Here is a 6,050-nt window from a genome sequence, read left to right on the forward strand (position 1 = left end):
TCCTGCTCAGTCCCCGTCCGCGGGCACACCCCTGCCCGAACCGGAGATGCGACGCACATCACGCGACGCGCCAGGCACCACACGAGCACCACACGAGCAGCACACCAGCAGCACCACCACGCGACGACCACGACGCGACGAAGACGACGCGTACAGCCCGGGAGCCGAAGTCATGACCGCAGCGAACACCGCACCGACGCCCGCCGGACCGCAACCCCTCTGGAAGCCCTCCGCCGACCGCATCGCCGGAGCGCAAGTCACCCGCTTCCAGGAGTGGGCCGCCGAGCGGTACGGCGCGCCCCGGGCGGTGCCGGGCGACCCCGTCGCGAGCTACGCCGCACTGCACCGCTGGTCGGTCGACGAACCGGAGCGCTTCTGGGAGGCCACCGCCGACTGGTTCGCGGTCCGCTTCGCCACCCCGTACGAGCGTGTGCTCGGCGACCCCGCGATGCCCGGCGCCCGCTGGTTCCCCGGCGCCACCCTCAACTACGCCGAGCATGCGCTGCGCGGCGGTGAGGACCCGGCCCGCGCGGACGAGGCCGCACTCCTGCACGTCGACGAGACCCATGAGCCGCGGCCCGTCAGCTGGGCCGAGCTGCGCCGCCAGGTCGGCTCGCTCGCCTCCGAACTGCGCCGCCTGGGCGTCCGGCCGGGCGACCGCGTCAGCGGCTATCTGCCCAATGTCCCCGAGGCGGTCGTCGCCCTGCTGGCCACCGCCGCCGTCGGTGCGGTCTGGACCTCCTGCGCCCCCGACTTCGGCGCCCGCAGCGTCCTCGACCGCTTCCAGCAGGTCGAGCCGGTCGTCCTCTTCGCCGTCGACGGCTACCGCTACGGCGGCAAGGAGCACGACCGGACGGACATCGTCGCCGAGCTGCGCCGCGAACTGCCCACCGTACGGGCCTTTGTACACGTCCCCTTGCTGGGCAGCGCCGCCCCCGAGGACGCCCTGGAATGGTCCGAACTGGTCGCTTCCGATGCCGAACCGATCTTCGAGCAGGTGCCGTTCGATCACCCCCTCTGGGTGCTCTACTCCTCCGGCACCACTGGGCTGCCCAAGGCGATCGTCCAGTCCCAGGGCGGCATCCTCCTCGAGCACCTCAAACAGCTCGCCCTCCACACCGACCTCGGCCCTGGAGACCGGTTCTTCTGGTACACCTCCACCGGCTGGATGATGTGGAACTTCCTCGTCTCCGGTCTCCTCGTCGGATCCACCGTGATCCTCTACGACGGCAGCCCCGGATACCCCGACACGGCCGCCCAGTGGCGCGTGGCCGAGCGCACCGGCGCCACCTTCTACGGCACATCCGCCGCCTACGTCATGGCCTGCCGCAAGGCCGAGGTGTACCCGGGCCGCGACTTCGACCTCTCCCGCGTACGGTGCGTCGCCACCACCGGATCGCCCCTGCCGCCCGACGGCTTCCGCTGGATCCACGACGAGGTCGCCGAAGACATGTGGATCGCCTCCGTCAGTGGCGGCACCGATGTGTGCAGTTGCTTCGCCGGCGCCGTGCCCACCCTCCCCGTCTACATCGGCGAACTCCAGGCGGCCTGCCTCGGCACGGACCTCCAGGCCTGGGACCCGCACGGAAAGCCCGTCACCGACGAGGTCGGCGAACTGATCGTCACCAATCCCATGCCCTCCATGCCGATCCACTTCTGGAACGACCCGGACGGCATCCGCTACCGGGACAGCTACTTCGAGATGTTCCCCGGCGCCTGGCGCCACGGCGACTGGATCACCCTGACCTCGCGCGGCACCGTCGTCATCCACGGCCGGTCGGACTCCACCCTCAACCGCCAAGGCGTCCGCATGGGGTCGGCCGACATCTACGAGGCCGTCGAACGCCTACCCGAGATCCGCGAGTCCCTCGTCATCGGCCTCGAACAGGCCGACGGCGGCTACTGGATGCCCCTCTTCGTCCACCTCGCGGAAGGCGCCACCCTCGACGACGCCCTCCGCGACCGCATCAAGCGGACCATCCGCGAGCAGCTCTCGCCCCGCCACGTCCCCGACGACATCATCGAAGCGCCCGGCGTCCCGCACACCCTGACCGGCAAGCGTATCGAGGTCCCCGTCAAGCGGCTCCTCCAGGGCACCCCGCTCGAGGCGGCCGTGAACCCCGGATCCGTGGACAACCTCGAACTACTGCGGTTCTACGAGCGCGTCGCCCGCGCCCGCCCCGCCGCCGAGGCCTGAAGGCGTTCGTCACCCTGCGTTGTCAGACCCCCCGATTACGGTGAGTGAGCACGTGAAGCTCATGCACCGAGGGGGAGTCATGGACCGCACCGGAACCGGCGCACACGACAACGGTGGGGAGGATGGGGCCCGGCAGGGCCTCCGGCAGGCACTGCGCCGCGAAGTTCCCAGTACGGTCGCCCTGCTGGCGGCCGAGAAGGACTTCGCGGCCATGCGGCGCTACACGACGTTCGCCTTCCACGACCACGCCGTCTACCTCCGGGAGATGGAAGGTCTGCTGAGGGCTCTGTCGTCACAGGGCGTGCACACCACGGTCGCGCTCTTCGACCCCGATGAGTACGCGGAGTTCTGCACCGAGGTCCGTCTCGATCCGGACCGGCCCGACAGCCGCTCGCGGTACACGGCGGACGTGGCGGGCCTCGGCGCCACGCTGCCGTATGCGGGGCAGCCGATCGACTTGCTGGTGCCCGAGTTGCTCGGCGAGGCCGAGCGGCACGCGGCGCTCGACCGCGCCACCGAACTGCTGGCGGCGGCGGGCAGGGACCCGGACACCGGAGAGGACCGGGGGCGGGCGGCGTATGTCCGCGCCTCACAGGCACTGATCCAGCTCGTCGAGGCATCCGGCCCGGGCACGCACCATGTGGTGTGCAGCGTTCCCGTGGACGGCTCGTCCCTCGTCGCGGTGCTCCACGCCGCCTGCGGTGAGGACGGGCTCGTCCATCTCCGGGAGTCGGAGGCACTGGTGTTCTGCTCGGTCCTGGGTGCGGGCATCGCCACCGGAAGCCGAGGCGGCATCGTCGTCCGCAGCACACCCTTCCCCAGGGGCGGCGCGGACGGTCCGGGCGGACAGGAGACCGCGGGGCCCGATGTCGTACGGGGCTGGGCGCTGCGCGACGGCTGGCCCCGGCCCCTGAGCGAAGCGGAAGTGTTCGCCGCGTACTGCACCGACGTCGACACCGGGGATCCCGTACCGCCCGAGCACGGCGTCGACCACCGTCCGGGCATCGAACTGCCCCTCCCGGAAGGAAAGTGGTGACACCAGCGCCTGGGGCAGGTCCGCTGATCCGGCAGCGCCGCTGACGTCAATGGCCGCGGAAACGGCGCGTCCGCGGCAAAGAGCGGTGGCCGCGGAAACGATGGCGGCCGCCCCGCACCGTGCGGGGCGGCCCACCGTGGAGGCCGGGACCGGGACCGGGACCGGGGGCATCACCCGCCCCGGCCTCACTCGCCCGAGAGCACCGCCTGAGCGGCACGGCGCGCCTCGTCCGCGCTGTCGGCGGCCCGCGCCGCAGCGGCCGCGCGCTCGCACTGGGCGAAGGTGTGCTTGGAGAGCGTCGCCCGGACGTAGGGGATGGACGCGGCGCCCATCGACAGGCTCGTCACGCCCAGACCCGTCAGGACACAGGCGAGCAGCGGGTCCGACGCGGCCTCCCCGCAGACACCACAGCTCTTGCCCTCCGCCTTCGCCGCCTCCGCCGAGACCGCCACCAGATCCAGCAGCGCGGGCTGCCAGGGGTCCTGAAGCCGCGACACCGCACCGACCTGCCGATCGGCAGCGAAGGTGTACTGCGCCAGGTCGTTGGTGCCCAGCGACAGGAACTCGACCTCCTGCAGGATCGAGCGCGCCCGCAGCGCCGCCGACGGAATCTCCACCATCGCGCCGAACTTCGCCTGCAAACCGGCCGCGCGGCACGCGTCCGCGAACGCCCTGGCGTCCGCACGGTCCGCCACCATCGGCGCCATGACCTCGAGATAGACCGGCAGCCCCTCGGCAGCCCTGGCCAGCGCGGTGAGCTGGGTGCGCAGCACCTCCGGGTGGTCCAGCAGCGTGCGCAGCCCCCGCACGCCCAGTGCCGGATTGGGCTCGTCGGCCGGGGTCAGGAACTCCAGCGGCTTGTCGGCACCCGCGTCCAGCACGCGTACGACCACACGGCCCTCGGGAAACGCCTCCAGCACCTGGCGGTAGGCTTGGACCTGCTTCTCTTCCGGCGGAGCGTTCTTGCTGTCGTCGAGGAAGAGGAACTCCGTACGGAACAGGCCGACTCCCTCGGCACCCGCCTCGACCGCCGCCGGGACATCCCCCGGCCCGCCGACATTCGCGAGCAGCGGCACCTTGTGCCCGTCGGATGTCGCGCCCGGACCCGTGGACGCGGCGAGCGCCGCCTTGCGCTCCGCGGCCTCCGCCTCCAGAACGGCCCGTTTCTTCGCACTCGGCTCCACGAAGATCTCACCGGTGCTGCCGTCCACGGCGATCACCGTGCCCTCGGCCAGCTCACAGGCGCCCGGCAGCGCGACGACCGCGGGCACGCCCAGCGCCCGCGCAAGGATGGCGCTGTGGCTCGTCGGCCCGCCCTCCTCGGTCACGAAGCCCAGTACCAGCGTCGGGTCGAGCAACGCCGTGTCGGCGGGCGCCAGATCGCGCGCGATCAGAACATACGGCTCGTCGCTGTCCGGCACGCCCGGCATCGGCACACCCAGCAGACGGGCAACGATGCGGTTCCGTACGTCGTCCAGGTCGGCGACCCGGCCCGCAAGATACTCACCGGCGCCGGCCAGCAGCGCCCGGTACGAGGCGAAGGCGTCGTACACGGCCCGCTCGGCCGTACTCCCAACGGCGACCCGGCGCTCGACATCGGCCATCAGCTCCGGGTCCTGCGCCATCAGGGCCTGCGCCTCGAGAACGGCCTGTGCCTCGCCGCCCGCGAGGTTTCCCCGGGCCATCAGGTCGGCGGCGACGGCTTCCACGGCCTGGCGCGCGCGGCCCTGCTCGCGCGGGGCATCGTCCTTGGGGATCTGCTTCGCCGGCGGCTCCAGCACCGCCGTACCCATGTGCCGCACTTCTCCGATCGCCACGCCGTGGCTCACGCCGACACCCAGCAGCGTTGTTTCCATGTCACCGTCTCCGGTTCATACAGCGGATCGCCTCCGCCGTGATGGATGGTCGTACTCGCCGGCAGCGCGGCGGAGTTCAGCTCCAGACGAAGAGGGTGTCGCCCGGCTTCAGGTCGGCGTCCTCGGCGACCTCCGAGAGGGTGTCCGCGGTGGCCTCAAGAGCCACAACCGGGCACACGGCGGACTTCCCGGCCGCCTCGACCGAGGACGGGTCCCACCGCACGATGGCGTCCCCGCGGCGGACCGTGTCCCCCTTGCTGACGAGCAGCTCGAACCCCTCGCCGTTGAGCTGGACCGTGTCGATGCCCAGGTGGGTCAGCACCCCGTGCCCTTCACCGTCGACGACGACGAAGGCGTGGGCATGAAGGGAGACGACGATGCCGTCGACCGGAGAGACGGCCGTGTGAGGCTCCCGCACGGGATCGATCGCCGTACCCGGTCCCACCATCGCTCCCGAGAACACGGGGTCGGGCACTGCCGCAAGTCCGATGGCACGCCCTGCGATCGGGGACGTCACGGTGGTCATGGGAGCCTCCCAGGGGATGGAGATTCATCGAGCGCCGTCACCACATGTGTCCCGGACGACGTACTGATCAGAAGCGTAAGTCATAGGACGGAAGCGATCGGCGCGGCCGCAGCCGGGTAATCGGTTTGCTTCGCCCACGGACCGCGCTGTACTGTCGTACCTCTGCTCACAACCGAGACAGCGCGGTTTCCCCGCGCACGAGGTGCGAGCAGCAACCCATCCATTCCCGATCCTAATTCCGGATCCGCTTCTGCATGCCCGCAGATGCGTGGTCGGGAGGCCGGAAAAAGGCTGGTACGGTTGGGAACACCGAAGGGAAGCGCCCGGAGAAACCGGTGAGATGGTTTCGAAGGAAGCGTCCGTTCCTTGAGAACTCAACAGCGTGCCAAAAGTCAACGCCAGATATGTTGATACCCCGTTTCCGGGCCATGGTTG

General features: G+C 70.8%; 4 protein-coding genes. 2 read left to right on the forward strand and 2 right to left on the reverse strand.

Annotated features, from left to right (window positions below; all coding sequences use genetic code 11):
- Positions 1 to 172 precede the first annotated feature (172 nt).
- Complete coding sequence (locus AB0M26_RS24170; protein WP_365263909.1) at positions 173 to 2,197, forward strand: acetoacetate--CoA ligase; 2,025 nt, start codon at positions 173 to 175, stop codon at positions 2,195 to 2,197.
- 79 nt (positions 2,198 to 2,276) lie between these two features.
- The gene (locus AB0M26_RS24175) at positions 2,277 to 3,233 is read left to right on the forward strand and encodes a hypothetical protein (protein ID WP_365263910.1); all 957 of its coding nucleotides are present in this window, start codon (positions 2,277 to 2,279) and stop codon (positions 3,231 to 3,233) included.
- A gap of 185 nt (positions 3,234 to 3,418) precedes the next feature.
- Here AB0M26_RS24175 and ptsP read toward each other — a convergent pair whose 3' ends face one another.
- Positions 3,419 to 5,089 (reverse strand): phosphoenolpyruvate--protein phosphotransferase, encoded by a 1,671-nt coding sequence (gene ptsP, locus AB0M26_RS24180; protein WP_365263911.1) that lies wholly within the window; start codon positions 5,087 to 5,089, stop codon positions 3,419 to 3,421.
- A 76-nt stretch (positions 5,090 to 5,165) separates the two neighbouring features.
- Positions 5,166 to 5,615 carry a PTS glucose transporter subunit IIA gene (locus AB0M26_RS24185; RefSeq protein ID WP_365263912.1) on the reverse strand — a complete coding sequence of 150 codons (450 nt, stop codon included), beginning with the start codon at positions 5,613 to 5,615 and terminating at the stop codon, positions 5,166 to 5,168.
- Between the last annotated feature and the right edge of the window lie 435 nt (positions 5,616 to 6,050).

The sequence above is a fragment of the Streptomyces sp. NPDC051776 genome, from assembly GCF_040681345.1.
Classification (GTDB): domain Bacteria; phylum Actinomycetota; class Actinomycetes; order Streptomycetales; family Streptomycetaceae; genus Streptomyces.